This is a genomic window from Cystobacter fuscus (assembly GCF_044360685.1).
Classification (GTDB): Bacteria; Myxococcota; Myxococcia; order Myxococcales; family Myxococcaceae; genus Cystobacter; species Cystobacter fuscus_C.
This window is the reverse complement of record NZ_CP043491.1, coordinates 3736879-3762483: the sequence shown is the minus strand read 5'-3', so window position 1 is coordinate 3762483 and position 25605 is coordinate 3736879. Positions and strand designations below refer to the sequence as shown.

The window sequence follows — 25605 nt, the reverse complement described above, 5'->3', positions numbered from 1 at the left end:
AAGCGCCCAGGAGTCACGGCAGAGGAGGACCTAGGATAGGAACCCCCTCGCGGGGGACCCATCAGCGATTCGCTGAATGGACGATGGCACCAAACCCCCACCAGAATACCGCGTTTTCCGTGTATTGTCGGAAGGTTGACTTCCAAGCCGCGGGCAGCACCAAGCACTGTCTGAATTCGGTACGAGCCCCCTGGGTTGGCGGTTCCCGTTCAGGGCGCATCCATCGCGAGCTTGTCTGCGTATGAGAAGGGGGGAGGCGCGGCAAGGGAGATTGCCCTGAGAGGCACCTTGCTGCGTTCAACTCAACACCCTGCCAGCCGAGCGGGTCGCGTGGGCCATGCCAGCGCGAAACAAAAGCAAAGGCAAAGACATACATCCGCGAGAGGGAGCGTGATGGCGGTGGTGGAGCGCCCCGAGTCCCTGAGCCAGGGGCTGCTCCAGTGACGGACGCGGCTCAGCGGCCCGACGCCTGCGCGTCCACGGCGGCCAGCTCCTCCTTGCCGAGCTTCACCTCCGCGCCCGCGAGGTTCTCCTCCAGGTGCTTCACGGAGGACGTGCCCGGGATGGGCAGCATCACCGGCGAGCGCGCCAGCAGCCAGGCGAGGGCAATCTGCGAGGGGGTCGCGTCGTGTTTCCTCGCCACGGAGTCGAGCGTGCTCCCCGGCTTCGCCAGGCCGCCCGTCGCCAGCGGGAACCAGGGGATGAAGCCCAGGTTCTCCTTCTCGCAGTAGTCCAGCACCTTCTCGTGCACGCGGTCGACCAGGTTGTAGCGGTTCTGCACCGACACGATGTCCACCACCTTGCGCGCCCGCTGGATCTCCTCCACCGACACCTCGGACAGGCCGATGTGGCGGATCTTCCCCTCCTTCTGCAACGCCTTCAGCTCGCCCAGCGACTCCTCCACCGGGACCTTCGGGTCGATGCGGTGCAACTGGTACAGGTCGATGCGCTCCAGCTTCAGCCGGCGCAGCGACAGCTCCAGTTGCTGGCGCAGGTACTTCGGCGCGCCCACCGGGTGCCATTCATTCGGCCCCGTGCGCACCAGGCCCGCCTTGGTCGCCACCACCACGCCCTTGGCGTAGGGGTGCAGGGCCTCCGCGATGATCTCCTCGCTGTAGTAGGGGCCGTAGGAGTCCGCCGTGTCGATGAAGTTCACGCCCAGCTCCAGCGCGCGGCGCAGCACGCGCACCGCCTCCGCGCGGTCCTTGGGCGGACCCCAGATGCCAGGGCCCGTGAGCTGCATGGCGCCGTAGCCCAGACGATGGATGGGCAGGTCGCCCCCCAGCTTGAAGGTGCCGCTCTTCTCCGCGGGACGCGTCGAGGTACCACTCATGGGTTCTTCCTCCGTGCTGTGAATGCCCGAGTAGATGCATGTGCAGGAAATCGGTTTCGGCGCAGGACGCCCGGCGGCTCCTCATGCGAGTGGCCCGGGAAATGGTTTCGCGCTAGTCGGGGGCCATGAGAACGAGACTGGCCGTCATGGCGCTCGGCATTGTGTTCGGACTGTGGCCCCAGGTGTCACGGGCCTGCCGTTGCTTGACTCAACCCACCGACACGAACCTCTCCCAGGCACTTCGGACCGCCCACGAGGCAGCGAGCCACATCTACTTCGCCCGTGCCCAGGCCGCCGATGGGCTGCGCAGTGGCAGCGCGGCCGTGGAGGTGGTCGAGGTGTTCAAGGGCGAGCTCGCGGTGGGCACCCGGCTCCGGCTTCCGTCCGGCGGTGGTGGAACCTGCGCCTATCCGTTCAAGAAGGGAAACGACTACCTGGTGTACGCCCAGGGCGGACCCACGGTCGTGAACCTGTGCTCACGAACCCGGCGGGCCCTGGCGGACGACGTGGAGCTGCAATGGCTTCGCACGGGGAAACTTCCAGTCACTCCCTCGGCCTTGCGGCGTGAGGTCGTGACCTGCAAACCCTGCGAGCTGGATACCGTCACACGCGCACCACTCCTGTTCGGGGATGAAGCGCGCCAGGCCCACGCGGCTCAGCGCGCCTTCTGGACCCAGGGACTGGGCAGCGAGCCTGGCCGCGCCGTCGCGGTGGGACAGACCAAGGACCTTCGCACGTTCGAACTCGTCCAGACGCCGCATGCCGCCACGGACGAGAAGTGCCGCCAGCGGCTCGTGCGCCGGTGGTGTGAGCGGCTGGCGCCGCTGAGCAGCGAGGCGAGGTATGCGTTCCGCTGCATCAAGCCGGGCCCCGAGGAGGAAGTATGCGACGAGAACAAAAGCCGGGTCGCGAAGTGGATGCCCCTCGAGAGCATGACGACGGCCACCTGCGAGTGGCGCGACCCCAACGCTCCGAGTTGCAAGCTCTCCAAGAAGGTCCAGCCGCGACCCGGCTCCCACAAGGCATCCGCGCCCCTGCTCCACTGTAGCCCTCCCCGCGAGGACACGGGCTGGCACGACTGTCAGGTGGTCACGGGCGAATGACCCTCGCGGAGGTCAGCCGGGCCGGGAGGGACCCCATCTCGACCCCTCCCAGCCACGGGCTCCATCAGTTGGCCGTGCAGGTCAGGGTGGGGGCGGTGTTGGAACCGGAATACGTCGCCTGGAAGCCGAAGCTCGTGCTGCTCCCCGGCTGGAGGACACCGTTGTAGTTCATGTTCCGCGCCGTGGCGCTCGCGCCGGATTGGGTCGACGTGGCGTTCCACATGTTGGTGATCTGCTGGTTGCCACCGAAGGTCCAGCTCACCGTCCAGCCCTTGGTCGCGGTGGTCCCGGTGTTCGTCACCGTCACCGTGGCGCCGAAGCCGGAGCCCCACTCGCTATCGGACTTGTAGGTCGCCGTGCAGCCGCCGGTGTCTCCCCCGGAGGACTGGGTCGTCGCGGAAACCGTGTTGGACGCATCGCTCACGTTCCCAGCGGCATCACGTGCATACACCTTGTAGCTGTAAGCCGTGTTCGCCGACAGCCCCGTGTCCGTGTACGACAGCAGGGTGCTGGGGAGCGTCGCCACTCGAGAGGAGCCGCGGTAGACATCGTAACCGGTCACCGCGACGTTGTCCGTCGAGGCGCTCCACGCGAATGACACGCTGCTCGACGTCGTGCCTGTCGTGGTCAGGTTGCCGGGCGCGGTCGGGCGCAGCGTGTCGCCACCACCATTTCCTCCGAAGACCGAGGCCTCGACGGAGGTGGCCTCGAGGCCGTTGGCACTCGTGATGAGCCAGGTGCCCCAGTCCGTGCGGCTGGCCGGGTTGAAGTTGGTGACCATGTCGAGGTACTCGACGCCCCCTCCGTTGCCGCTCCACGACCAGCCCATGTAGCCGAGCCCCTGGAGCGTGGTGTACTCCGTGAGGGTAAACTCATCCGGATCTCCGTCGGAGTGGTACCACCCGAACTCGCCCACGAGGATGGGCAGGCCCCGGCTGGTAAACGCGTCGAGGTAGTCCTTGACCCTCGAGGGGGTGTTGTAGACGCCGTACATGTGGACGCTGAAGATGGAGTTGCTCAGCGGGTCGGCCTCCCAGACTTCCTCGGCGTTGTCCCGCATGGTGTTGGACCAGTCCTGCCCCCAGTTCGGCGCGTCGATCATCAGGGTGTGCGTCAGCCCAGCATTCCGCAGGCGTTGGATGGCACCGATGGTCGCCCCGACCCACTCCGTGTAGAGGGTGTTGCCATACGGCTCATTGCCGATGTTGATGATGACGTAGGCCTCCTGACCAACCAGCGCACTGCGAATGCTCAGCCAGTAGTCGACGGCCTGATCGAGGCTGTAGGCGCCACCCTGCTCCCCGTAACCCGTCGTGTCGTGGTTCTCGAGCACGCAGATGAGCCGGTTCTGCTTGCAGAGCGAGATGACGTTCGCCACGTCGCTGGCCGTGTTGGTCGTCCACCGGCCACCGCTCAGCACGACGCGGACGCTGTTGGCCCCCACCACCTTGATGTCGGCGAACGCGCTGGTCCTCTGCGGGAACCACGCGTGCGGGTGGCTGATACCGCGGATGATGAAGTCGTTGCCGTTCGCGTCGATGAGCCGGCCGTTGGCGATATGGAAGCCGCCGCCAGCCGCATGGGCGGCGCTAATGGGCGCGAGGACGGAGAGCACAGCCGTCAGCACCGCGGTGGCCGCGGTGGTGAGGAGCCTTCGCCACCAGAACCAGGCACTACGGGTATCAGCATGGAGAATCTGTCGGGACATGAGGTGTCTCCAGAAGCGAGTGATTGAGACGTGTTCCACAACGTGCGCGAGAGCGGTTGCCAGCTCAGTCCAAGACCGCGCCCAAACGAGACAACTCGCAATGGCAGGCATGGACCCGCCATGGGTCTGCTATTCTTGACAGCATTGTTCTTCCTCTCCCTGGGGTAAGCCCCTCTTCGTCCCGAGTGATGACGGCTCCGCGGTCACAAGAGGGGGTCAGCGAATCGCAACGTTGTCATTCCTGGTTGATGGAAAAATTCCAGCTCGATGGCCCCTGAGACGTGAGGCGCTCATCCCCGTGACGTCCCGTGTGATGCGTCCCGCGCGAATACGAGAGGGGTGGAAACGAATCGTAACGTTGTCATTTTTGGTTGAAAGAAAATTCCGGGCTTATGGCAATGAGGCGCATCCTCCAGTGGTTCGTGGGATTTGGGGCGCTACCGCCGAGTCCGCCCCACCAAACGCGAAGCAACAATGACAGTAACTGAAACCAGTTTGTGGAGAAATTCAAGCGAAACCGTCTCTTCCAGGACATGTCGGATGCAGGACAGTCATGCCGATCCAGGCTCTTCGTACGGAGAGCCCGAGGAGCCGTGGACTGGCGAGGAGCAGAGCGGTTGAAGGCGCGGTGTACGCGGAGGAACGCCGTCAGGACATGACGCAGCGTTGCAACTCCGCCTTCGCGCGGTGCAGCAGCACGGCCACGTGACCCGGCGTGAGGGAGAGCTCGCGCGCCACCTCCGCGCCGTTCACCTCCTCCAGCATGCGCATCGTGACCACTTGACGCTGCACCTGGTTGAGCTTGTTCACGCAGCCCCGAAGCTTCACGTGGTCCTCGGCGAGCACGAGCAGCTCGTCCGCCGTGGGCTGCGGCGCGGAGAGCGCCTGCACCGTGTCCACGTCTTCATGGGGCATCGCACGGTGGTGGCGCCGGCGCATGTTGCGCGCCGTGTTGCGCACCAACACCGAGAGCAATGCCCGCGAATCCTCGCGATCGTCCGACAAGGCGCGTGCGTGGGGCAGCAGGAGGTAGGTGTGAAAGGCCTCCTGGATGGCATCGAGCGCATCCTCGGCGGACAGCCCCTCGTGGCGAGCGATGCGCGTCAGGGCGTGCACCTGCGTCCGCGTGAGCTCGGACACCCAACCAAGGAAGGGGAGGTTTTCTGCGGAAGGCTTGCTCATGGAAACTCGTCGGGGGGAAGAAGGGTCATTGGCGCTGTGGCGAGGCCATGACGCGCCGACTGTACACGTCCACCGTCAGGCCCAGGGAGAGAAAAGCCCCTCGCCAGAAACGGCCGTGTAATTCCCTGCGTGGTCGCGACCTCTCCCCTCGAGTCCGCACACGAGGGCACCTCCTGCCCGCCCGCGGACGATGAGGAGTCACGGTATGTACGCATTCGAGCGGGTGTTGCGTTTCGCCGCTGGGGCCGAGCGGTTCGGAATGACGATGTTGCGGCTGGGCCTGGTGACGGTCCTGCTGTGGATTGGAGGCCTGAAGGCCTTCCCCTACGAGGCCGACGGCATCGTGCCCTTCGTCGCCAACAGCCCGGTGATGAGCTTCTTCTACAGCGCTCCGCCGTCCGAGTACCGCGCCCACATGAACAAGGAAGGAGAGCTCGTGGAGGCGAACCGGCGCTGGCACGAGGCGAACGGCACCTACCGCTTCGCATGGGGGCTCGGCTCGGCCATCGTCCTGCTCGGGCTCCTGGTGGCGGCCCACGCGTGGAAGCCCGAGCTCGGCTTCATCGGCGGCCTGCTGGTCGCGGGGATGTCACTCGTCACCCTGTCCTTCCTGGTGACGACACCCGAGACGTGGGTACCAGACCTCGGTGACGGCCAATCCGGCTTCCCCTACTTGAGCGCGCGGGGCCGCCTCGTCATCAAGGATGTCATCATGCTGGGGGCGGCACTCGTCACCATGACGGACTCCGCGCGCGTCGCGCTTGCCCGGCGCACCCCACCCACCCGCCCCGGCTGAATCCCCACTCCCAACCCTGGCACCCGCCCGTGGACCTCCCCTCCGCGCACCCGCGCGCCATCCTCGGGCAGCGCCCCTGTCTGTCCTTCGCGCTGTTCACGAGTATCCATTCAAGCCACTCGACGTGACCCGGTGGAGAGCACCCCGGCTAGGATTTCCGAAACAAAGTCGCCATGGGGGGCACGACATGATGAAGAGAAGGTACTTCCTCTCAAGCCTGTTGATGGTGGTTCTCGCCATCCAGTCCTGTTCTGGCAGAAACCCGGAGCCCCCCGCGACGCCGACGCCGTCAAGGGACGCCCCTGTCATCATCGTCGGCGCGGGTCTGACGGGGCTGACGCTGGCCTACGAGCTGAACAAGGCGGGCATCAACTCGCTGCTCGTCGAGGCGGCTCCGCGCCTGGGCGGCCGCGTCCAGACAATCACCTTCTCCGACGGCGCCACCGCCGAGGCTCACATGGAGGAGTTCTTCGAGCGCAGCCCCGCGGTGGCCCTGCTGCGGGAGCTCGGTCTCGACTTGAGCGAGGACGTCGCCCACTCGTCCGTGCGGCTCGATGGGCAGATCCATCCCTACCAGGGGGAAGGAGCGCGCGACACATACCTCGCGGGGATCTTCAACGAAGACGAGCGCGCGGCATTCCTCCGGTGGAACACCAAGGCCTGGAACCTCTACTCCCAGCTGCACGCCAGTCATGAGGCGGGAACGCCCCTGTCGCCGGAGCTGGACGCGCTCATGCACATCAGCTTCGCGGAGTTCATCGCCCGCGACGGACTTCCGCACAAGGTCAGCGAGTGGATCCGCGTCACGCTGGAGCCGGAGATCGCCATCGAGTGGGACAAGATCTCCGCGCTCGATGGCCTCGACGAGATGCGCCTCTTCCTGGATTCACCGGAGGGGTTCGGCGAGAAGAACTACCACGTCCGCGATGGCAACACGCATTTCACCGAGGCGCTCGCCGCCCACCTGCGTCCCGGCCAGCTCATGACACAGGCCCGCGTCACCGCCATCGAGCAGACGGACTCGGGCGTGCGGGTGAGGGTCCTCCAGGATGACCGCCAGTTCCTCGAGGTTACCGGGCGGATGGTGGTGGTCACCGTGCCGGTCCATCACCTGGGGAGGATCCAGTTCTCGCCCGCGCTCAGCCGCGAGAAGTGGCAGGCCATCCAGACGACGAGGCTGGGAAGCTACGTCAAGGTGCACTTCCGTGTCGCCCCCGAGGCGTCCCCGTTGTGGGAGGTGAACGGAGAGAACGTCCTGACGCTGCTCTCGGACTCGCCGGCCGGCAGCATCTACGACGTGACGGAACTCCAGGATGGCGAGCAGAATCCTCGGGACCGGGTCCTCACCCTGCTCCTGCATGCCCGGTTCGCACGCGACGTCATGAACCTGCCGGTCGACGAGATGCGCGAGAAGAGCGCGGAGGCCCTCGACAATCTCTTCCCGGGCGTCCGCCAGCACATCCGCTCCGCCGAGATCTTCGTCTACCCGCAGGCGGTGGCCTACTGGCCCCTGGAACTCGGGCGCTCCCGCTTCGATGCGCTCGCGAACGAGCTGCGCCGGCCCCAGGGCCGCCTCTACATCGGAGGCGACACGACGGAGAACAGCCACTCGGAAGGGGCCGTCATCGCCGGGCTCCGGATCGCGCGGCAGCTCATCGAGCGCCGGAGCGAGCTGCAGGAGCGAGTGGACTCTCCCCGGGCCGCCGCGCGGTAGGCGGGCGTAAGGGCATTCTGCTCCATGAGGTACCGCTCGCGGCATCCCCAGTCCCACCGCGGCGGCACCTCCAACCTCTACCTCACCGGGTTGACGGTGCCACGTCGTGTGGCGCCCCTGGCCACGAGGGTGGAGGCGCCGAAAAAGGCTTATCGCAAGATGCCTTCGAAGTAGAGCCCTTTGGCATCACCCGTTGTTTGCTGGCGGTGAACATTCCCGGCGATTAATCAACGGCCGCCCGCTGAAGCAGGCTTTCGGGAAGAACACATGCAATTCCAACAATCAAACTCTGGTATCGGGCGGATTTCGTGGAGCAGCTCCATCATCGAGACCAAAAAGCGCGGACGGCGTTTCACCGTGCTGGCTGTAATGGCACTCATGATCGCCTCTTGTTCTGACTTCAAACAAGAGGAAGGGGCACAAGCCGGATCGCCCCCGCCCAGGTCAGCCCTGGCGGCTCAGGCGCTCGCTCTGCCATTTCCCATCTTGCCCCGCCAATCTCTGGTCGTCACGGACACGGACATCGTGTCTGCGTTCACGCTGCGGGATGTCCTCGGACAACTGGTCGCCCAGGGACAAGTCCCGGGCCAGACGCCCCTGGATCTCTTTCATCAGCTCTTCGACACGTTCCAGCGGGGCGCTAACGGTAGCTTCCCGGGCCCGCATTGTGATGACGTGGCGGCGGTGACTGGAGATATCCAGCCACCCGTGGACCCCAACTCCATCAATCCCGCCTTTCCCTTTGAGAAGCAGGTTCCCACGGGGTCCATCAACGGGTGGCCAGTCCTGTGCCCCCGGAGCGTGGGAGACGAGGCGGCCGCCACGAACGATCCGTTCAGTGATCCTCTGGCCGCGAATGCCTACATGGCCACGACCTTGTCGAACCGCTTCGATCTGGCGCCTCCGGACGGCTCGGACTGTGGGGAGTACAGACTCGTCTTCGCGAGGCGGTCGGGCATTCCAGGTGGCGGCCGCTCGGGCTTCGAGCGCAACTTCATCATTTTCGAAGCCCGGCTGCCCAATCCCCACCCGGAGCAGGGTCGCCAGGCCTGCCTTCCCGTCGTCCAGTTCTGGTTGAACCAGTCGGACCCCTCGAAGAGTCCCGCCATCCGTGCCAGTGAGCTGCACAGCTTCTTCTTCAACGGCCTGCCGGGAGGTTTCGAGCCCGTCATCCACATCGATCACTACGGTGCTCGAGAGGGAGCGCACAGCGGCCAGATCCGGACCAACGAGTTCCTGCTGGCCCTCACGGATCCCATCAACGCCTGGTCCCTCCGGGAATTCCGGCTGGTGCACGGCACCAGTGGTAATCCCTCCCTGAGATTCATCCCCTCCTTCGTCAAGGACAATCCCTCCGCGAAGCTCTTTGTCCCCGGCACCTCGGCGGATCCGCGCGTCACGGGGTTTCAGGGCTCCTTCTTCCTGGACGCAGTGGACAGGCTCGCCTCCACGGATGACCTCAACCGCTTCGCTTATCCGTCCGCGCTCCCCACGACGATGGAGGCTGGGGAAAGCCTGATGATTCCTTTTCAGAACAATTACTTGAACGCATTCGGCACAGGAGGGACGCTGAAGACCAGCCTCCAGAGCAAGCTCAATGCGCTGGGCAGCACGCTGACCCCGGAGCAGATCGTGGCACGTGCGCAGTCCCTCTCCTGCGCGGGATGCCATGAACCGGTGGATGGCACGGGAAGCGCCACCAGCGAACTCGACGTGGGGTTGTCCGCCCCGTACCCCAAGACGCTGACCTTCACGCATACCTCCGAGCAGAAAGAGGCCATCCCCGGCGCTCCGGGCCGGGAGCGGTTCCTCATCTCGAATGCCCTGACCCAGGTGTTCATCCCGTTCCGCCAGCAGGTGATGACCGATTTCCTCCTGGGACAGCCCATCCTCGGCTTCGAGAAACCGGGCGCATGGACCTCCGCCCAGACCGCGTTGCCGGTCCACACGGGCCGGGTGACCGAGGGCATCTCCTCGCTCCAGGTGGCGGTGCCCACGGGGTTGGCCCAGATCGTCAGTCCGTCCTTCAGCACCGCGGGACTCACTCCGGTGGGCAATAAACTCAAGCTCGACTTCTTCGTGTCGGCCGTTCAGCCCAACCCGGCCTGGGTGGGGACCGTGGAAGTGCTGATCTCGATTCCCTCCGCGGGAATCAGCAATCAATGGGTAGGCAACGCCGTGCTCAACACCTTGCCCCGGGGAGCCTTCTCGACGCTCGAGTTCCCACTCCAGGCGGGAACCGTGACGGCCCTCAACAAAGTGCCCGCTGACGTGAAGCTCCAGTTCGGCCTCTCCGTGACCACCGGTTCCGGCCCCTACTACCTGGACAACGTTCGCTTCGCGAACTGAGCGCTGGGAGGGGGTCAAGGAATCCCAGCACAGCTGCCGGCACACAAGCCCCCTTGATCCCCTTCAGAGGACCGCTCCCAGGCAGGCACTGGCCGTCACACGGTTTCTACCAGGAGAAGTCCCTCGCGTGCCGACGAGCCGGCCTTCCGCGGCAGCCCCTCCGCTAGAGCAGCTTCGCCATGATCTCGCGCTCGCGCTGCTCGAGCTTGATCGAGTCGAGCGTCCAGTCGATGAGTTCGTCGGCGACCGACACGTCGAGACCGAAGGCGCCGGCGGCCTCCTTCACCGACGCGCGCTCCTCGTTCGCGATCTCGCCGTCGGCGCACGCCACCTCGACGATCATGCGCAGCAGGGAGGCGCGCAGCTCGCGGATCTCGATCTTGCCGACGATGTCGGTGAGGCGGCTGGGCTTCTGGAATTCCCGCTCGATGAGCGCGGCGACCTGCTCGTCGCGGGGCGACAGGCCCATGCCAACCACCACGTCATCGAGCTGCTGGCGCTCGTCCTCGGTGATGCGGCCATCGCTCGCCGCCACGTTGGCCATGGCCTGCACGAACGCCATCAGCTGCTCCTGGGGGTACTCGCGCGTCATGTCGTCTCCTTAGGCGAGCGGCGCACGGCTGGCCGGAGGCTCGCGGACACAGGACGGGCCGGGCTGCTCGGCGAAGCAGGATAGTGGGCGCCAACGAGGACCGGAAACGGTTTTCGCCCGGGTGAGTGAATCCGGGCACTTCGAATCCACGGGGATTGGAAAACGATTCGGCCCTGTCTGGAGTAGATGTTAAGGCGACTCCGCCGAGGTCCCCGTGTCCAATCCGCCCCCACCGAACGACAACGCCGGACGCGACCTGGCTGCCCAGGATGAGCCCGCGGGGACCCCCACTTCCCAACCGGGAGACAGCCCTCCGCGGGAGGGGCTCGCGCGGAGTCCCGAGCCGCTGGCGTTGCTGGAGGGAATGTTCACGCTCTCCCCCGTGCCCTACATCATCTTCGATGAGGGCGGGCAGGCGCGCCTGAACAACCGGGCCTACCGCGAGATGTTCGGGGCCGAGCCGCCGCCCGGGTACAACCTCTTCGAGGACAAGGAGAACGAGCGGACGGGCCTGGCCGGGTTCGTGCGCCGTGCATTCCGAGGTGAGACCATCCAGACCCCCACGGTCTGGTACGACCCCAACGAGCACCGGGAGCTCGGCGTGCGCGGGGCGCGGCGCGCGGCCATTTCCTGCACCTTCTTTCCCCTGGTGGGCGCGGGGGGCAACGTGTCCCATGTCGCCATCGCCTTCAAGGACGTGACGGCGGAGTGGGTGGCGCGTGAAGAGGCGGAAGCCGAGCGCGATCGGCTGCGCGAGGTGGTGGCGGAGAAGGAGTCCCTCGGCAAGAACCTCCGCATGCTGGAGATGCTCTTCCAGCGCTCGTCCATTGGCGTCGTCTTCGGGATGACGGACTCCCAGACACTCACGGGGGCCAACCCGGCTTTCTGCCGGATGCACGGGTACTCCCCGGGCGGCATGGAGGGAATGGCGCTCGAGGACCTCTTCGCGCCGGAGGAGCGGGCGCGGCTCCCCGCGCTCTTGCGTCAGGTCGATGACGAGGGACACCTCACCTGGGAGTCCGTCCACCTGCGCCATGACGGAAGCCGCTTCCCCGTGATGCTCGAGATGACGGCCGTGCGAGAGGCCTCGGGGGCGGTGCTCGCTCGCGGCGTGACCGTCCAGGACATCAGCGAGTACAAGCGGGTGGAAGCCGAGCGCGTCGCGCACCTCCAGCGCACCTCGAAGTTGCAGGAGGTGACAGCCGCCTTCTCGCGGGCCCTGACACCCGCCGAGGTGGCCCGCATCAGCGCTTCCGCGGGCATCGAGTTGCTGGGGGCGAGGGCGGGAGGGATCAGCCTGCTCAGCCCGGATGGCACGGAGCTCATCGCGGTGGGGGCGGTGGGGCTGGGCGACGACCCGGTCCGCCAGTACAGCCGCATTCCCATGACGGCGAAGATGGTGCCAGTGGACGCGGTGAAGACGCAGCGGCCCGTCTTCTGTGACTCGGAGACGGACTACCTGCGCGAGTACCCGGACGCCGCGCGGACCGACACCTTCCAGGGCGGTACCCGCTCGAGCCTCCCCCTCTGCGTGGAGGACCGGGTGATCGGCTCGATGGGCTTCGCCTACGAGACGTGGTGTCCCCTGTCGAGGGAGGAGCGCGAGCTACAGCAGGCCCTGGCCCACCTGTGCGCCCAGGTCCTGGAGCGGACCCGCCTCCACGCGGAGCAGCGGCGGGCCGAGCAGCGCGCCAGCTTCCTCGCCCAGGTGGGCACTGCCCTCATGGAATCCCTGGACTACGAGGCCACGCTCACCCGCATCGCGCGGCTGGCCGTCCCCGCCATCGCGGACTGGTGCACCGTCACCGCGCTCCAGGACGAGCGGTCGCTCGGCCGGATCGCCGCCGTCCACAAGGACGCCGACAAGCTGCCGCTCGTCGAGCAACTGCAGCGCCGCTTCTCCCCCAACCACCACCGGGATGAGCGCTACCTGATGGTGTTGCGGCAGGGACGGCCCCGGCTCGTCGAGGTGGTGGATGACGCGGTGCTGGTGGGGGGTGCGCAGGACGAGGAGCACCTGCGCCTGATGCGCGCCCTGGGCGTGAGTTCCTGCATCATGGTTCCGCTCGTCATCCGGGGCAGGCCGATGGGCGTCATCGCGCTGATGCGGTCCGAGCCGGAACAGCGCTATGGCCCGGCCGACCTCGCGCTCGCCGAGGAGATGGCCGGGCGCGCCGCCATGGCGATCGAGAACGCCCTTCTCTACAAGGAAGCGCGGGAGGCAATCCGCGCCCGGGATACCTTCCTCGGCATCGCCTCCCACGAGCTGAACACCCCCCTGACCTCCCTCAAGCTGAATCTCCATGGACTGCGGCGCGGCCTGGAGTCACTGCTGCCCGGCTCGCTCGCGGAGACGGTCCGGATGAAGTTCCCGTCCATCCAGCGCCAGGTGGACCGGCTCGCCAGTCTCGTGCGGGAGCTGCTGGACGTGTCGCGTATCACCGAGGGGCGGCTGACGCTGGAGGTGGGGGAGGTGGATCTCGTCGCCGTGACCCGGGAAGTGGCCACGCGCTGCGCGGAGGACGCGGCCCGAGCGGGCTGCGAGCTGCGACTGGATATCCCCGACACGGTGGTGGGGGAGTGGGACCGGCTGCGGCTGGATCAGGTGCTCCAGAACCTGCTGTCCAATGCCCTCAAGTACGGCCACGGCCAGCCCGTGACGGTGACGGTACGCGCCGACGCGGCCTCGGCCACGGTGACGGTGCGCGACAACGGCATCGGCATCGCGGCCGAGGCACAGGCCCGCCTCTTCCAGAAATTCGAGCGGGTGGCCAGTGAGCGCAATTACAGCGGCTTCGGGCTGGGCCTGTGGATCGTGAAGCAGATTCTCGATGCCATGGGAGGCACCGTCCAGGTGGAGAGCGCACCCGGGCACGGCGCCACCTTCACCGTCGTCCTGCCGCGCACCCGGCCGGCGTGAGGAGGCGAGGAGCACGAAGCCATGTGTGACTTTGGAAGCGGCTTCAGGGAAGATTGACTAATCAGCGCCCAGCGGACTGTCAACGAAACCCGACAACGCCTCTCCTACTCCAGCAAGCCGGTGGGTTTTCCTGAGAGGATTCTAAGCCAGACGCCACAACCCGCCCCTGCGAAGGTGTGTTCGCGAGGTTGCGGATTCGCTTTACTTCATTGGCTCTCCCTGATTATGAGCCCCCCGCTCCTGCTGCTACCTCGGAAGAATCCTGACATTGCCTGTCAGTGTCTTCCCTGGTCCGCCAAAGCAAAGCGAATGCTCCGTGTGAGCAGAAGGAATGATATGTCTAGATTTCGAATCCGCCCCGCCTTCGTGGCGCTCCTAGGGCTTGTGTGCGCGTGTACCCCGACAAAAGAAAAGCCGTCGGAGAAGGCGCTGTCGAACGTTGGACTCGAACAGCTCCAGCGCTACATCGACGAACAGCTGTTCGATGACCTCTCGAGGTTCGTCGCGGTCCAGACCTACCGCGGGGCGGACCTGTCCGAGGCCCAGGTCGTGGCCAACCTCCAGCAGCTCCAGCAGGAGCTGCAGTTCCAGACCGCGCAATTCAATGCGACGCAGCAGGTCCACAAGCTCGTCCCCTTCGAGTGGAAGAAGACGATCAATGGCCGGGAGTACTGGCTCTTCGGCGTGCGCGTGGGCTCCGGGCCGCGCCGGGTCGCGCTGAGCAGCCATCTGGACACGGTGCCCGCTGGGAACCAGGACAGTTGGGCGCCCTTCACGCTCGTGAAGGAGCAGCGGCTCTATCAGGGCTCGGAGCAGGAGTTCTACGTCGGCCGCGGCTCCATCGACGACAAGGGCCCCGCCCTCGTCGCCTTCAACGTCCTGAAGGCCGTGGCCCGGCAGTTCGACGGCGACCCCAGGCTCGACCGCGTCACCCTGGAAGTCATCTTCGACACCTCGGAGGAGACCGACATGGCGATGCCCTACTACCTGGAAGACAAACCAGAGGAGAACCCGAACCTGGGGGTCATCTTCGACGGCTTCTGGTGCGTGCGCGCCGAGAAGGGAATGGAGCGCCCCGTCTTCACCATCAAGCGCGGGACCGCGGCGCCCACGGGCCTGTGGATCGAATCGCTCAACACCCCCCAGGGGCCCGTGAACCAGATTCCCGACTCGGCCACCGCCGTCATCCGCTCGGACTCGCCGCAGGCGCTCCAGAGCTTCGCTCAGCAGGTGGCGTCCCTGTACCAGGCCCATGGGTTCGACGACCCCGCCTATCGCCGGGCTCCGCTGAGCGTGGACACGTCGGGACTGGCCGACAACCGCCTCGTGCTCACCACCCGGGTGAGCGGTGCGCAGCACGCCTCGACGCCGGATGAGAACCGGGAGGGGGGCGCCAACCCGCTGATCTCCCTGGCCAACTTCTTGAGCTCGCAGGTGGGCAACCCGCTGGCACGCAATGAAGTCAGCGAGCTGATCCGGTTCATCACCTGGAGCTGGGGCACCCAGGTCTTCGGCGAGCACCACCCGGACCTGCTGCTGCGCAACGATGCGGTCTTCACCGCGGGCCATGGGACGACGTATGCCGTGACCCGCTTCTACACCCACCCGGCGGGCGCTCCCGACGTCGCCGCGCGGGTAGAGGTCGACGTCCGCTATGCCCTCGGCCACCACAGCGTGGCCTGGGACGGCACGACCGAGGGTCTGGTCGGAGGCAAGGGGACCCCGAGCCGCTTCCAGGACATCCTCACGCAGTTGCTGGGGCAATTCCCCGCCGAAACCGGTTACACCCTCGGATTCCAGACGACGACCTTGTTCCCGCCCGACGTCCGGCTGACGACGGGCGAGACATTCCAGCGCGTCAGTTCGGCGTACGAGCAGCTCCTCGGCGAGCAGTGTCCGGCACAGGCGGTGGGTGGCGCGACGAATGCCAAGGGCAATACGCACCTGATCGCCGCCGGCGCGCTGTTCACCAACAAGCTGGGGCCGCCCATCAACTTCCACGGCATCAACGAGGGCGCTCCGGTCGAGGATCTGCGCAAGAGCGCCCACATCCTCTACAACCTGTTGACGGATGAGGTGGAGGGGGCAGCGAAGGACTCGTCCACCGTCCGGCCCCTCTTCACGCCGATGCGCGTCACGCCGGACCTCCACTAGTCCGCGACGGGACGAAGCATCGACACCCCGAATGAGTCACCCCGCACCAGCCCCCTGGGAGCCGATGAGGGGTGAGGGACCCCACAGGGCTAACGGACCCAGGAGACGTTGCTGACGGAGAACTTCGAGCCGTCCTGCTTCTCCGCGTTCGTGTAGGGCGAGTACACGCGCGTGGAGAAGGTGTTCGCGGCAGTGTCGATCTCGATCAGCCGCGTCGGGTTCGTCGACGAGTCATGGTAGGTGGTCAGGATCTGGTGGATCTTGTTGCCCTGGACACCGGTGGCCACGCTGTAGGCGGAGGTGCCCACGTGGCCGGAGAAGATGAACCGCACGTTGGCGTACTGCTTGATCGCGTTGTCGAACACGTACTGGGGGCTGTTGTTGCCATAGCCCCCGTTGCTCTGCTCGATGCCACCGCTGCTCGTCTGGTGCGAGTGGGTGATGACGATGACGTTGTGGTGGGGATGCTGCGCCAGCACGGTCTTCGCCCACTCGACCGCGCCCGTGCGCGCCCACAACTCCAGGTTGAGCACGAGCCAGTTCAGGCCTCCGGCCGTGAACGTGTGATAGGCATTGTCGCACTTCCCCGTCTCGTACACGCCCGCGAGCGACTTGAACCGCGTCACCGGGAAGTACGTGTTGAACGTGGTGGTGTTGCGCAGGTTGGCGTTCACGTTGCCCGGGCAGGCACTGCCTCCAGGGCACGTGGCCGCCGAGTCATGGTTTCCAATGGCGAGCGCGTAGGGAATCCCGGCGGCGTCCAGCTTCTTGAGGGCATTGCTGGCGCGCTCGTACTGGATGTGGTCGGGCGTGTCCCAGTTCTGCATGTCTCCCGTCTGCGTCACGAAGCGGATGTCGAGCGCGGACCTGTTGTCGACGAGCCACTGCATCCGGTGGTCGATCAGCGTCGAGTTGCTGACGACCTCGTTCTGCGTGTCCGGGATGACGACGAAGGTGAACTTCGTGTCGACCGGCTGGGGGGAGGAAGGCGCGGCGTAGAGCTTGATGCCCTCGTCGACCCACCCGGCGGCGCTCAGGCTGTCGCGCTCGGCCTGGGTGGTGGCGAAGCGGTGCTTCTTGAGCGTCGTGTTGGAGAAGCGGTACACGGGCACGAGGCACGGGTCCGCCGTCTTCGAGGCGTAGAAGCCAATGCCCTCGTCGGTGGTGAAGCCCCCCGTGCTCACCAGGTCCTGCTTCTCCGTCGCGTCGAGGGTCCAGAAGTGCTCGCCCCGGCTCGGGCTGTAGATGCGGTAGACGGGGGACAACCCCGTCCCCGTGGCGCTGGCGGCGCGGAAGGCCACGCCACGGTCATCGGTGTAGTTGTAGGTCGTCGCGGCGTTGGCCGCCTCGTTCGCGTTGGTCGTGTAGAGGCTGTCGCCCGAGCTCGGCCGGATGCGGTGATACACGGGGGCACTCAGGGCGGCGCAGTCCAGCGCGGACTCGACGGTGGCGAGCCCGGGGGCCTCGGCCGGGAGGCCCTCTCCGCAGGCGGAAAGCGCGCCCGCCAGTGCCAGGGATGCGACGAATCTCAGGGTCCTCAAGGGTGTCTCCTTCCAGGGGGGACGACGTGGGGCGGTGGTCCCCACGTCACTTCTCCCCGAGGAAGAGCGATCGGCCCGGCCGCCGTCCCAGAAAAAGAAGAAAGGACGGGAATTTTGGGCAGCTCCAACGACCGGGGCTTCGTCGAGGCCCCCCAGAAATGATTCACCCCCCACCGGCACGGAGCCGATGAGGGGTGAAAGGACTGTGATTCAGGGATCGGCTCAGGCCTTGTTGCCGGTCAGGCGGGCCATCTGGATGGTGAGGTCGGTCAGCTGCTGCGCCTGGAGCAGCTTGGAGGCGTCCTCGGTCGAGGAGACGTTGCCCTGGGCCTCGGCGAGCGCGCCCTGCTCCTCCGCGAGGTCGGTCAGCTCAAGGTTGCTGATGGAGCCGTCCGCGAGGCCCTGGGCGATGTCGTTGAGCTGCTGGGCCTGCTGCTGGGACGCCGGGTTGATGGAGGCGAAGGAGGCCTTGTCGCCGTTCTCGAACGCCGACTTGGTGTTCGTGATGTTCTCCATGCTCATCTTCTGGAGGTTCACCGCCTCCTCGGCCGTGACGTTGCCGTCCGCCGACGCGGCCCGGGTCGCCTCGGCCAGCTTCTGCACGCCCTGCATCAGCTTGCCCAGCTCCTGCGGGGTGATCTTCCCGGACTTCACGCCCTCGGAGATCTTGCCCATCAGGGCGGCCTGCTCCTGCTTCACGTTGTTGAGCACCTGGGCCTGAGCGGCGAAGGGCAGCGACACCCCACCCTGGGCTCCCGGCGCGCCACCCTGCGCTCCCGGCGCGCCACCCTGCGCTCCCGGCGCTCCCGGCGCGCCACCCTGCGCTCCCGGCTGGCCGCCACCGGCGCCCTGCTGGCCCTGCGGATTCTGGAGGGCCGACAGCGTCTGCAGCAGCTGCAGGAACTGCTGGATCAGCGGATTGGTGCCTTCCGCGCCACCCGCTCCACCGGTACCGTTCGCGCCGCCCGCACCGCCCGTGCCGCCCGGCTTGCTGCCACCCCCGAACGAGTCTCCCTGGCCCTGGATGCTGTCCTGCAGGGTCTTCAAGGTCGTCATCATCTGCCCGAGCATCTGCAGCATCTTGCCGGCGTTCTCGAGGCTGAGCTTGCCCTGGTTGCCCTGCGTAGAAGAGCTCTGCAGGAACTGGGTCAGCAGGGCGGCGGTGTTGTTCTTGACAGAGATGGACATGGGCGGCTCCGGAAAATCGCGGGGGACGTGCTGCGCGGGGAGGAATCAGGAACGACGATGAGGAAGAGTATTGCAGCCACCATGCCAGCGTCCAGACGCCCCGGAATTATCCACATTCGAGAAAATGTGGGGGATCCGCGTCAGAGTCCCTCTCGTGACCAGAGAAGAGCGCTCCTCCCGCGGGTGATCACTGGTGACAACTGTCATCAGGGGTGATGACTCCAGTTCGCGCGGAGTTCGCTCCAGCCTTCGAGCACCAACGCCACATACAGGAGCACCCCGTCCCGCGACGGGTGCCGCCCTGTATCCACGGACGCGGAGCGCCTATAAGACCCACGGAGTTGAACCCCCGCACGCCCCGTGAGACCGCCTCCCATGCGCCCAGACTGCTTCCCCATTGGTGAGCTGCCCCCCCTGGGGGTCGTGCCCCGCCGGATGTTCGCCCAGGTGATTCGCTCCTCTCGCCTCGGCGAGCCACGCACGGCCTTCCAGCTCGAGCAGTTGGAGGTGCCCCCGCTGGGTCCCAGGGACGTGCTCGTCTTCGTGATGGCCGCCGGCATCAATTACAACAACGTCTGGGCCGCCCAGGGCACCCCCGCGGATGCGTGCAAGCTGCACGCGCGCTACGGAGATCCCTCGGACTTCCACGTGGGTGGCTCGGATGCCAGCGGCATCGTCTACGCGGTGGGCGAGAAGGTGACCCGGGTCCGGGTGGGAGACCACGTGGTCGTCCACTGCGGCCGCTGGGACGAGGACGCGCCGGAGATCGCCGAGGGCATGGATCCGGTCTTCCACCCCTCGTTCCATATCTGGGGCTACGAATCCAACTGGGGCTCCTTCGCGCAATTCACCCGGGTGAAGGAGCTGCAATGTCTGCCCAAGTGGCCCCACCTGACGTGGGAGGAGGCCGCGGCGCCGACGCTCGTGGGCGCCACGGCCTACCGGATGCTCCACGGCTGGATGCCCCATACCCTGAAGAAGGGCGAGCCGGTGCTCGTCTGGGGCGGAGCGAGAGGCCTGGGATGCATGGCCATCCAGCTCGCGGTGCTCGCGGGCGCGCGGCCGGTGGCCGTGGTCTCCAGCGAGGATCGCGCCGGGTTCTGCAAGCAGCTCGGCGCGGTGGGCACCATCAACCGCCGCAACTTCGATCACTGGGGGATGTTGCCGCACTGGACGGACAGCGCGGCGTATGACCGGTGGATGGAGGGCGCCAAGGCCTTTGGCAAGGCCTTCTGGGACGCGCTCGGGGAGAAGCGCAATCCCTCCCTCGTCTTCGAGCACCCGGGCGAGAGCACCACCCCCACCAGCGTCTTCCTCTGCCAGACGGGAGGCATGGTCGTCACCTGCGCCGGCACCACCGGCTACAACGCCACGATGGACCTGCGCTACCTGTGGATGAGGCAGAAGCGCTTGCAGGGTTCCCACTTCGCCAACCGCGACCAGGCGGCCGCCTTCAACGAGCTGCTGCGGGACGGACGGCTCTCCCCCTGTCTGTCCCGCACGTTCTCCTTCAGCAGCCTGCCCGAGGCACACCAGCTCATGAGCGAGAACAAGCACCCGGATGGCAACATGGCCATCCTCGTGGGGGCGCCTCGCCCGGGCCTCAAGGACGCGCCGTAGCACCCCTGCCCCGCCACCCTTCATCCGAGAGGATGACGTGGGCATTCGTTCCGCCAATGCCAGGTGAATCAGACCACAATCAAGAGCCGGTCGGCTGGCGCTCGAAGTCCTCGCTCCCGGGCGTCACCCGGCCGTACTTCATCCCCGAGGGCAGCGGGCCGTAATAGGCCACGTCCTCCGGGCCATACACGAGCGGCTTGCCACTGGAAGACAGGCGATTGCCATTGAAGAGGCCCACCTCGCCCCCCTTGCGGCTCAGGACGAAGGGCAGATGGGTGGCGCCCTCCGACGTCTTGCCATCCGCTTCCAGGCGCAGGCGCTGGCCAGGATTCAGCGTGACGGAAGGCAACCGGGCACGCACGGTGGCTCGCAAGTCATTCGTCAGCTCATATCCCGCCAGGGACACGGCGGACGTCCCCCGGTTGTACAGCTCCACATAGCCCTTGCTCCCGGCGGAGATCGTCTGGATGACCAGGGGGCCCGTGCCGTGGTTCTTGAGCTCATTCAGCGTCTGGAGCAGGAAGGCACGGCGCTCGCGCACGTACGTCTTGAGGAAGTCCCGCGCCCGGGCCACGTGCGCGGGCGAGGCATACGGATCCCTCGCCATCTCCGGCCCCGCCACCGCCCAGAGCGCGTCGATGTGGGCGCTCGCCCGGGCCTGGGAGAAGGGACCCGCGAGCGCCGCCTCGAGCTTCGCCACCAGCCGGGCCCGCAGGGCCGGCCTGTCCCAGATGCGCGTATTGAGCACGTTCCAGGTCGGCCGGTGGGCCGGGCGCTGCGCCACGCGCAGCTCGTACACGTGCTGCACGAAAGGATCATACAGGCTGAAGGACTGCGGCCAGCGGTTGGTGATGGGCGGATCCTCCGGCGCCCACGTGCGCCAGGCGAACATCTGCGCGTTGTTCAAATCCCAGGGCGTGTACTGCCAGCGATCCGCGCCCGGCTCGTGAATCCAATAGCTGCGCGAGTCCTCGATGACGTTGTTGGAGATGAGCATGTCCGCGGCGAGGTTGCCCAGATATGCCTCCACGTCCACGGACTGCTCGAGCTTCTCCTCGAACCGGGCGTCGTCGCTGCGGTTGATCCACTCGAGGAATGCTTCCAGGTCGGAGTTGTCCTCGGACTCCTGCGTCTTCTTCTCGAAGTCGTCCTGGTGGGAGCCCGCCTCGCGCGTCAGCTCGCAGTTGCGGCCACCACAGCGGTAGATGGCGGACTTCTTCTCCAGATCGTGGTGCTCCAGGTACTCCTTCCCCACGTGCTCCATGTCCAGGTAGAGCCCATTGTGCTGGCCGTTGAGGCTCACGCGCACATAGCGGGCGCTCGGCACCGGCAGGCCCAGCGCCGTGTAGAGGTCCACCGCGAACTTCTCGGTCAACTTGCCGCTGTCGTACCAGCTCGCCAGCAGCTCGAACTGATCCCGCTGTTCCAGCTCGTGGCCCTTGTCCAGTTTGATCTTGAAGCTCTTCTGGGGAAGCGTGCGCGTACTGGCGCCCCGGTACTCCACCCGCGCCGGCGCCGCGCGCCCATCGAGCACCACCTCGGCCGGCACCGCCACATCCGCCTCCGGATTCGCCTCCAGCCGCGCCAGGTTCTCCGGGGTGATGCGCAGCTCGAAGACCGGAACGCGGCTCTGCACCGGCGGATAGGCCCCCGGCGTGCCCGCGTTCCCCGCGGGTGGCGTGTTCCCCGTTCCGGAGGAGGACGCGGGAGGCGTGGGGAGGGTGGGCTCGGAGCCCAGGGTGTCTCCCACGGAATCCGTCGTCGCGGGGATGGTGCCGGGCCCACAGGCCAGCAAGCCCACCACGCTCATCCCCAGCAGACCACTCCATCGTCCCATGCCGCCTCCGTGCAGAGTCGCGGCCCACCGTGCAGATGCCGTGCCTCACGCTGGGTCCCCCAATGGAACGGAAAACCACATCCAGGCGCCTCCTGGGGCCTGTTTCCTCCCACCTCAGGGAAAGCTCTTTCCCACCGTGGCGACTCCCGAACCCACCCAAGGGCAATCCGGTGGACCGGATGGGGAAACAGCGAGGACCCGGAACCGACAGGGAGCCGCCCCCTTCACCCGAGAGAAGCGCTCACGTGAATCGCGTCAGCGGGCGGGGAGTCGCCTGTTCGACGTCTGCGCGGCATGGCATCCTGGTGGGCTTGTCAGGAGACAGCATGAAGCATGACACCCGGAAGGCTTCCGCGAGCGAACACTCCCGCCGGACAAGCCCCTGGCGCTCCCCCGCCTGTGTCGTTCCCCTCATCGCGCTGATGCTGACGAGCGGCTGTCTGGGCCACCACTACGAGGTGTCCCGAGGAGAGCTGGAGCGCATCGTCCAGACTCCTCCGCAGGAGCGCGGACGCAACATCTACGCGGTGCAGCGCTTCTCGACCGCGGAGGATCCAGAGCCGGCCCCCGCCTGGGAACCACCCCCGGGCGAGCCGCCTCCCGGCTACGGAGTCACCCATCATGGCCACTGGGTTCCATCCCTCTATTTCGATTTCTACGGCACGCCCTACTACGAGCCTCCCATCTACCGGTCACCGGTCGTGGCGACCGCCGCCGACGTCCACGGCTCCTCGGCCGGAGGGGGCGTCCATGGCGCCTCGCCGGTCCCCGACAGCGGCGCGTCGAGCAGTTCCTCCGGCGGTTCCTCCGGCGGGCTCGGCAACATCAATGGCGTCGACAAGCTCCTGGTGGTCGCCGTCGTCGTGGGCGTGGCGGTGGGCATCGGCCTGGCCGCCACCGAGGGGGCCCGCTACGAGGGCTCGATCGCCGTGCACCCACACCACCCGGTGCACCTGTGGCACCGCGACGGGCGCCAGAGCATCGTCGCGCTCGATGAGCTGACGGCGGCGGACCTGAGCACCGTCTCGGAAGTCACGCTCTCGGGCGAGGAGGGCGCCGGCATGTGGCTCAGCGGCGCCGCGCCCCTCAACCGCGCGGGCTTCTCGTACCAGTTCGGCGCGGGCAACGACAGCCTCGCACTCCCCCGGGGACTCACCGAGCGAGGCCCGGGCTTCCGCTTCGCGCTCGGCTACTACCCCACGAAGACGTTCGGCCTGCTCGCCGACACGCGCCTGCAGTTCGACGACAACGCCGTGCGCGGCTACTACAACGCGCGCCTCGGCCTGGAGGCGCAGTGGTACCCCCTGTCCCTGTGGCGGCTGCACCTGGGCCCCTTCGTCGGCGGGGGACGCGCCTGGTCCGCCACCGCGGGCGTGGGCCTGCCCACCACCGAGGTCGCGCGGCCCTACATCTCCTTCGGCGCGCTCGCGGAGCTGGAGCTGACCACGCGCCTGGGGCTGACGTTCCGCTGGACCCAGGACTGGTTGCCCACCTCGAATCCGGACACCCGTGGCTTCGTCAGCTCCTGGTCGCTGGGGTTCGCCGTCTACTGAGACAGCGCGCGGCTCAGCGCGCCAACCACGCCACCGCGCGCCCGAACGTGTCCGCGAAGCTCCGCTCGACGTCCGCTTCCAGGGCGGTCACCGCGGGGAACGGATTGACGTGCTCGTAGTCATAGGGAGGCGCCAGGATGTCCACCCGCGCGCCCGTCCCCGCGAAGGTGTCCGCCACGGCGCCCGCCGGCGCCACCCGGTCCTCCTGGAGGGCGATCGCCTGGATGCGCGAGCCCACCCGCCGCAGGGCCACCTCCCGCTCGGCGCGCAGGTGCTCCTCGCTCACCATGAGCTCGAACGCCCGGCCCGCCGGGTGCTCCGAGAACAACCGGCTCAGCTCGGGCCGCACCCGCTTGAGCGGCTCCAGCTCCTTCAGGAGGAAGTGGCGCAGGGCCTGGGCCGCCGCGCTGTCGAGGATCTCCCGTGCCAGCGGCTCCTGGCGCGAGAGCACGCAGCCGCCGCAGAAGCTCACCACCCGGGACTCGCGGAAGCGTCCGTCCACATCCGACAGGAGGAGGAGCTCCGAGAGGAAGGCGCCGATGGAGTAGCCGAAGAAGTCCAGCCGCGCGTCCGGTGCCAGCAGCGGCTCCTCGCCCTGGCGCACGCGCTGGGAGAGCGCCAGGACGTCCTCCAGGGTGCGCAGGCCCGCCCACAGGAAGCGCTCGGGCCGCGCGTGGAGGCGGGAGCTCAGGGCGGCATTGGCGAAGTAGGACTGCTCCAGGCCCGGGATGCGGGACTGACGGTCGCGGCTGAGCTGCCGCATGGGCCGGGGCTCGAACCAGAGCGCCGGCGAGCGCTCCATGTGGAAGGCGATGGGAAAGAGGATGACGGGCGCGCGGAGCCCCTCGGCGAGCGCCTTGGCCCACGGCAGGTACTTCTCCCACTTCTTCTCGTTGAGGCCGTGCAGGAGGACGACCCCCCGGGTGCCACGCTCGAGACCCGTGGGCGCGAGGATGCGGTAGGGAAAGGTCCGGTTCTCCTCGCAATCGTCCCCCTGGTCCACCTGGCTTTCCAGCGAGCCGGGCGCGAGCGCCTCGCTCGCGGGGGTTGGAATCGAGGACCCCTGGCCCGCGGAGTGGAACCGCCGGGCATGCAGGACGAGCCCGGCGTCCATCGGCCCCTGGCCCCGGCCCCCTTGAAAGGCCTCGGCGAGCCCGCGGTACGTGCCGATGAAACCCATGAACAGCCTCCTGATGGTGCAATGCTCCGGCAACGCAGGGTGTCACGTACACGACCCACGAGCGGGAACGGACGGAATTCGTGGCGAGGGCCAGAAGAAGTGGGCAAATAGGCGCGCCCGCCTCTCCGGGCAACCTCTTCCCAAGGAAAGCCTCGAATGAAGCTCTACTACACGCCTGGTGCCTGTTCGCTGTCGCCCCACATCGTCCTGCGCGAGGCGGGCCAGACCTTCGACATCGAGAAGGTGGACCTGAGCACCAAGAAGACCGAGAGCGGCAAGGACTTCAACTCCGTCAACCCCAATGGCTATGTGCCCGCCCTGCAGCTGGATGACGGCAGCGTCCTCACCGAGGGCCCGGCCATCGTGCAGTACATCGCCGACAAGGCGCCCCAGGCCAAGCTCGCGCCAGCCAACGGCACCCTGGAGCGCTACAAGCTGCAGGAGGCGCTCAACTTCATCGGCACCGAGCTGCACAAGGGCTTCGGCCCGCTCTTCAACCCCGCCTTCCCCGAGGACGCCCGGACGATCGTGAAGGGCAACATCAACAAGCGCCTGACCGCGGTGAACGAGCGGCTCTCCAAGCAGTCCCACTTCCTCGGCGAGCAGTTCACCATCGCCGACGCCTACCTCTTCACCGTGCTCAGCTGGAGCGGGCACGTGGGCGTCGATCTGAGCAAGTTCCCGGCGATCCAGGCCTACCAGGGGCGCGTGGCCGCGCGTCCCAACGTGCAGGCCGCCCTGAAGGCCGAAGGCCTGGTGAAGTAATCCCCCCAGCACGGCCGCACGCCGCCCGGAAAGCAACCGTCCAGGTCGGATGACCTGGACGATCTGTCGG

17 protein-coding genes are annotated in these 25605 nt (G+C 67.0%); 9 read left to right on the top strand and 8 right to left on the bottom strand.

The window, feature by feature from the left end:
* Positions 1 to 454: 454 nt before the first annotated feature.
* Complete coding sequence (locus F0U63_RS15400) at positions 455 to 1333, bottom strand: aldo/keto reductase (RefSeq protein ID WP_395846669.1); 879 nt, start codon at positions 1331 to 1333, stop codon at positions 455 to 457.
* A 146-nt stretch (positions 1334 to 1479) separates the two neighbouring features.
* Between F0U63_RS15400 and F0U63_RS15395 the strand changes: the two genes are divergently transcribed.
* Positions 1480 to 2436, top strand: coding sequence for a hypothetical protein (locus F0U63_RS15395; RefSeq protein WP_395846668.1), 957 nt, complete (start codon positions 1480 to 1482; stop codon positions 2434 to 2436).
* Between the two features lie 64 nt (positions 2437 to 2500).
* Here the strand turns inward: F0U63_RS15395 and F0U63_RS15390 are convergent, their stop codons facing one another.
* Together F0U63_RS15390 and F0U63_RS15385 are read right to left on the bottom strand one after the other, a co-directional pair.
* On the bottom strand, positions 2501 to 4144 hold the full coding sequence (locus F0U63_RS15390) for a cellulase family glycosylhydrolase (RefSeq protein WP_395846667.1): 1644 nt from the start codon (positions 4142 to 4144) through the stop codon (positions 2501 to 2503).
* A 648-nt stretch (positions 4145 to 4792) separates the two neighbouring features.
* Positions 4793 to 5326: an RNA polymerase sigma factor gene (locus F0U63_RS15385; protein WP_395846666.1), complete on the bottom strand. Its 534-nt coding sequence runs from the start codon at positions 5324 to 5326 to the stop codon at positions 4793 to 4795.
* Between the two features lie 205 nt (positions 5327 to 5531).
* Between F0U63_RS15385 and F0U63_RS15380 the strand changes: the two genes are divergently transcribed.
* The 3 genes from F0U63_RS15380 (at position 5532) to F0U63_RS15370 (ending at position 10185) form a co-directional block, all read left to right on the top strand.
* The gene (locus F0U63_RS15380; protein ID WP_395846665.1) at positions 5532 to 6122 is read left to right on the top strand and encodes a DUF417 family protein; all 591 of its coding nucleotides are present in this window, start codon (positions 5532 to 5534) and stop codon (positions 6120 to 6122) included.
* A 187-nt stretch (positions 6123 to 6309) separates the two neighbouring features.
* Positions 6310 to 7836, top strand: a complete 1527-nt coding sequence (locus tag F0U63_RS15375) for a flavin monoamine oxidase family protein (protein ID WP_395846664.1) — start codon at positions 6310 to 6312, stop codon at positions 7834 to 7836.
* Between the two features lie 525 nt (positions 7837 to 8361).
* A complete protein-coding gene (locus F0U63_RS15370) occupies positions 8362 to 10185 on the top strand; it encodes a hypothetical protein (protein ID WP_395846663.1) in 1824 nt (607 codons plus the stop codon).
* Positions 10186 to 10348: 163 nt separating this feature from the next.
* Here F0U63_RS15370 and F0U63_RS15365 read toward each other — a convergent pair whose 3' ends face one another.
* Entirely contained in the window at positions 10349 to 10777 is a 429-nt protein-coding gene (locus F0U63_RS15365) for a DUF533 domain-containing protein (RefSeq protein WP_395846662.1), read from the bottom strand.
* 214 nt (positions 10778 to 10991) lie between these two features.
* Here F0U63_RS15365 and F0U63_RS15360 point away from each other — a divergent pair, with 214 nt between their 5' ends.
* A complete protein-coding gene (locus tag F0U63_RS15360) occupies positions 10992 to 13697 on the top strand; it encodes an ATP-binding protein (RefSeq protein WP_395846661.1) in 2706 nt (901 codons plus the stop codon).
* Between the two features lie 336 nt (positions 13698 to 14033).
* Positions 14034 to 15851 (top strand): M20/M25/M40 family metallo-hydrolase, encoded by a 1818-nt coding sequence (locus F0U63_RS15355; protein WP_395846660.1) that lies wholly within the window; start codon positions 14034 to 14036, stop codon positions 15849 to 15851.
* A gap of 89 nt (positions 15852 to 15940) precedes the next feature.
* On the opposite strand, the gene F0U63_RS15350 is transcribed toward F0U63_RS15355, so the two are convergent.
* Both F0U63_RS15350 and F0U63_RS15345 read right to left on the bottom strand, forming a co-directional pair.
* Positions 15941 to 17392, bottom strand: a complete 1452-nt coding sequence (locus tag F0U63_RS15350; protein ID WP_395846659.1) for a metallophosphoesterase — start codon at positions 17390 to 17392, stop codon at positions 15941 to 15943.
* A 222-nt stretch (positions 17393 to 17614) separates the two neighbouring features.
* Positions 17615 to 18580 (bottom strand): hypothetical protein, encoded by a 966-nt coding sequence (locus F0U63_RS15345; RefSeq protein WP_395846658.1) that lies wholly within the window; start codon positions 18578 to 18580, stop codon positions 17615 to 17617.
* Between the two features lie 375 nt (positions 18581 to 18955).
* On the opposite strand from F0U63_RS15345, the gene ccrA reads away from it, so the two are divergent.
* Complete coding sequence (ccrA, locus tag F0U63_RS15340; RefSeq protein WP_395846657.1) at positions 18956 to 20200, top strand: crotonyl-CoA carboxylase/reductase; 1245 nt, start codon at positions 18956 to 18958, stop codon at positions 20198 to 20200.
* Between the two features lie 79 nt (positions 20201 to 20279).
* Here the strand turns inward: ccrA and F0U63_RS15335 are convergent, their stop codons facing one another.
* Positions 20280 to 22037, bottom strand: coding sequence for a CotH kinase family protein (locus F0U63_RS15335; RefSeq protein WP_395846656.1), 1758 nt, complete (start codon positions 22035 to 22037; stop codon positions 20280 to 20282).
* Positions 22038 to 22363: 326 nt separating this feature from the next.
* Here F0U63_RS15335 and F0U63_RS15330 point away from each other — a divergent pair, with 326 nt between their 5' ends.
* Positions 22364 to 23590, top strand: a complete 1227-nt coding sequence (locus F0U63_RS15330; RefSeq protein WP_395846655.1) for a hypothetical protein — start codon at positions 22364 to 22366, stop codon at positions 23588 to 23590.
* A gap of 13 nt (positions 23591 to 23603) precedes the next feature.
* Here the strand turns inward: F0U63_RS15330 and F0U63_RS15325 are convergent, their stop codons facing one another.
* Entirely contained in the window at positions 23604 to 24770 is a 1167-nt protein-coding gene (locus tag F0U63_RS15325) for a DUF6051 family protein (protein WP_395846654.1), read from the bottom strand.
* 156 nt (positions 24771 to 24926) lie between these two features.
* On the opposite strand from F0U63_RS15325, the gene gstA reads away from it, so the two are divergent.
* Positions 24927 to 25535: a glutathione transferase GstA gene (gene gstA / locus F0U63_RS15320; RefSeq protein ID WP_395846653.1), complete on the top strand. Its 609-nt coding sequence runs from the start codon at positions 24927 to 24929 to the stop codon at positions 25533 to 25535.
* Positions 25536 to 25605 lie beyond the last annotated feature (70 nt).

Bases quoted from the DNA above. Each gene is read 5' to 3' on its own strand.
- F0U63_RS15400 (WP_395846669.1), bottom strand. From the start codon at position 1,333: ATGAGTGGTACCTCGACGCGTCCCGCGGAGAAGAGCGGCACCTTCAAG.
- F0U63_RS15395 (WP_395846668.1), top strand. From the start codon at position 1,480: ATGGCGCTCGGCATTGTGTTCGGACTGTGGCCCCAGGTGTCACGGGCC.
- F0U63_RS15390 (WP_395846667.1), bottom strand. From the start codon at position 4,144: ATGTCCCGACAGATTCTCCATGCTGATACCCGTAGTGCCTGGTTCTGG.
- F0U63_RS15385 (WP_395846666.1), bottom strand. From the start codon at position 5,326: ATGAGCAAGCCTTCCGCAGAAAACCTCCCCTTCCTTGGTTGGGTGTCC.
- F0U63_RS15380 (WP_395846665.1), top strand. From the start codon at position 5,532: ATGTACGCATTCGAGCGGGTGTTGCGTTTCGCCGCTGGGGCCGAGCGG.
- F0U63_RS15375 (WP_395846664.1), top strand. From the start codon at position 6,310: ATGATGAAGAGAAGGTACTTCCTCTCAAGCCTGTTGATGGTGGTTCTC.
- F0U63_RS15365 (WP_395846662.1), bottom strand. From the start codon at position 10,777: ATGACGCGCGAGTACCCCCAGGAGCAGCTGATGGCGTTCGTGCAGGCC.
- F0U63_RS15355 (WP_395846660.1), top strand. From the start codon at position 14,034: ATGTCTAGATTTCGAATCCGCCCCGCCTTCGTGGCGCTCCTAGGGCTT.
- F0U63_RS15345 (WP_395846658.1), bottom strand. From the start codon at position 18,580: ATGTCCATCTCTGTCAAGAACAACACCGCCGCCCTGCTGACCCAGTTC.
- ccrA (WP_395846657.1), top strand. From the start codon at position 18,956: ATGCGCCCAGACTGCTTCCCCATTGGTGAGCTGCCCCCCCTGGGGGTC.
- F0U63_RS15335 (WP_395846656.1), bottom strand. From the start codon at position 22,037: ATGGGACGATGGAGTGGTCTGCTGGGGATGAGCGTGGTGGGCTTGCTG.
- F0U63_RS15330 (WP_395846655.1), top strand. From the start codon at position 22,364: ATGAAGCATGACACCCGGAAGGCTTCCGCGAGCGAACACTCCCGCCGG.
- F0U63_RS15325 (WP_395846654.1), bottom strand. From the start codon at position 24,770: ATGGGTTTCATCGGCACGTACCGCGGGCTCGCCGAGGCCTTTCAAGGG.
- gstA (WP_395846653.1), top strand. From the start codon at position 24,927: ATGAAGCTCTACTACACGCCTGGTGCCTGTTCGCTGTCGCCCCACATC.